Origin of the sequence: uncultured Caballeronia sp., from assembly GCF_964243625.1 — a bacterium.
In the GTDB taxonomy this organism is placed as follows: domain Bacteria; phylum Pseudomonadota; class Gammaproteobacteria; order Burkholderiales; family Burkholderiaceae; genus Caballeronia.
The window spans coordinates 1-2,354 of record NZ_CAXTGZ010000800.1 but is presented as its reverse complement, the minus strand read 5'-3'; the positions used below and the strand labels follow the sequence as shown (position 1 = coordinate 2,354).

The following is a 2,354-nucleotide window of genomic DNA, read 5'->3' as shown; positions in this document are numbered from 1 at the left end:
GATCGCGAGTCTTTCGCAAAATCAGTCGAACGCACGCGCCCGGTCGATTGCTTCTTCGATCCGGTCCACGGCGATCACTTCCAGTCCGTCGATAGGCTGTTTCGGCGCGTTCGCCTTCGGAATCAGTGCGATCGAAAAACCGAGCTTGGCCGCTTCCTTCAGCCGGTCCTGACCACGCGGCGATGGCCGGATTTCGCCCGCAAGACCCACCTCGCCGAACACGATCAAGCCCTTGGGCAACGGCTTGTTGCGCAGGGATGACTGAATGGCCAGCAGCACGGCCAGGTCGGCGGCGGGTTCTGTGATCTTCACACCGCCGACTGCGTTCAGGAACACGTCCTGATCGAAGCAGGCAATTCCCGCGTGCCGATGCAACACCGCCAGCAGCAATGCCAGCCGGTTCTGCTCGAGTCCCACGGCAAGGCGTCGCGGATTCGGCACGTGGGCGGTATCGACCAGTGCTTGTACCTCCACCAGCAGCGGCCGCGATCCCTCTTGGGTGACGAGCACGCAGGACCCCGGCACGCTCTGCTCATGCTGCGATAAAAACAGCGCCGATGGATTCGCCACGCCACGCAGACCGCGCTCGGTCATTGCGAATACACCAAGCTCGTTGACCGCGCCGAACCGGTTCTTGAACGCGCGCACGAGCCGGAACGACGAATGGGTATCGCCTTCGAAGTACAGCACGGTATCGACGATATGTTCCAGCACGCGAGGTCCGGCGAGATTGCCCTCTTTCGTCACGTGACCGACCATGATGATGGCCGTCCCGGTCTGCTTGGCTATCCGCGTCAGTTGCGCCGCGCATTCGCGCACCTGTGCAACCGATCCGGGTGCCGAAGTCAGCGCTTCGGAATAAACCGTCTGAATGGAATCGATGACCGCCACTTCCGGCCGTTCGGCATCGATGGTTGCCTGGATCCGCTCAAGCTGGATTTCCGCGAGCAGGCGCAAATCGGGCGCCGCGTTGCCCGAATCGCCGAGCAAGCCGAGCCGTTGGGCGCGCAATGCGATCTGCGCGCCGGATTCTTCGCCACTGATGTAAAGCGCGGGCCGTTCACGCGCGATTTCCGCGAGCGATTGCAGCAACAGCGTCGACTTGCCGATGCCCGGATCGCCCCCGATCAACACCACGCCGCCCGCGACCAGACCGCCGCCCAGCACGCGATCGAACTCGCCGATACCCGTTGTGAAGCGCGGCACATCCGACGCTTCGATTTCCGACAAACGCTGCACAGGCGATGTCTTCGCCAGCGCCTGGAAGCGATGCGCCGACGGCGACTCCGCCACCGACTCCACCAGCGTATTCCACGCGCCGCAAGCCGGGCACTGGCCCTGCCATTTCGGCGCTTGCCCGCCGCATTCCGTGCATACGTAAAGCGTTTTAACCTTCGCTACTTTCGCCACTCGCCTTCCTGGGTTTCATCGTTACACACACAAACTTGCTGTTATTCAGCCCGCATCGGCACACGTTGCGCGACCGCGCACATCAGCTCGTAGCCGACCGTGCCGCACGCGGCGGCAACGTCATCGACAGGCAGCTTCGCACCCCACATTTCCACATGCGTTCCGATGCCAGCCGTCGGCACCGGCGTCAGGTCCACCGTGATCATGTCCATGGAGACGCGCCCGACAATGCGCGTGAGCACGCCATCCACAATGACAGGCGTGCCTTCCGGCGCGCAACGAGGATAACCGTCCGCATAACCGCACGCCACTACGCCAATGCGCATAGGCGAAGTGACGGAAAACGACGAACCATAGCCCACCGTCTGCCCTGCCGTCACGGTCTGCACGGCGATCAGTTCGGACGCGAACGTCATGGCCGGCTTCAGGCCGATATTCGCCACGTCCTCGGTCCTGCCCGACGGCGACGCGCCATACAGCATGATCCCCGGGCGCACCCAGTCGAAATGCGATCCGGCGTGCCAGAGCACGGCTGCCGAATTCGCCAGGCTGCGCGTGCCGGCAATGCCCTCGGCACCGCGCTCGAACGCTTCCATCTGATGGTCGATGCCGCGAGGACCGTCGGCATCGGAGAAATGGGTCATCAACGTGATCTGGCCAATGCCCTGCACCGCCCGCGCCCGTTCCCATGCGGCGCGAAAACGCTCGGGCGCGTAGCCCAGGCGGTTCATGCCCGTATTCATCTTCAGTTGGATATTCACCGGTTTCGACAAGCGCGCCATTTCGAGCATGCGCAACTGTTCGTCGCAATGAACGCCGGTTGTGAGGCTGTACCGGTCGATTACATCGATATCTGTCGGACGAAAAAAGCCTTCCAGCAGGAGAATCGGGCCGGCCCAGCCGAGTTCACGCAACTTGACCGCTTCCTCTAGGTCAAGAAGACC

At 62.7% G+C, this 2,354-nt stretch carries 2 protein-coding genes; both read right to left on the bottom strand.

What is annotated here, in order from left to right; genetic code table 11:
- Positions 1–21: 21 nt before the first annotated feature.
- Positions 22–1,410: a DNA repair protein RadA gene (gene radA / locus ACFFAR_RS31060; RefSeq protein ID WP_061999134.1), complete on the bottom strand. Its 1,389-nt coding sequence runs from the start codon at positions 1,408–1,410 to the stop codon at positions 22–24.
- A 41-nt stretch (positions 1,411–1,451) separates the two neighbouring features.
- A partial coding sequence (gene alr, locus ACFFAR_RS31055) for an alanine racemase (RefSeq protein WP_375509210.1) occupies positions 1,452–2,354 on the bottom strand: 903 nt, incomplete at its 5' end.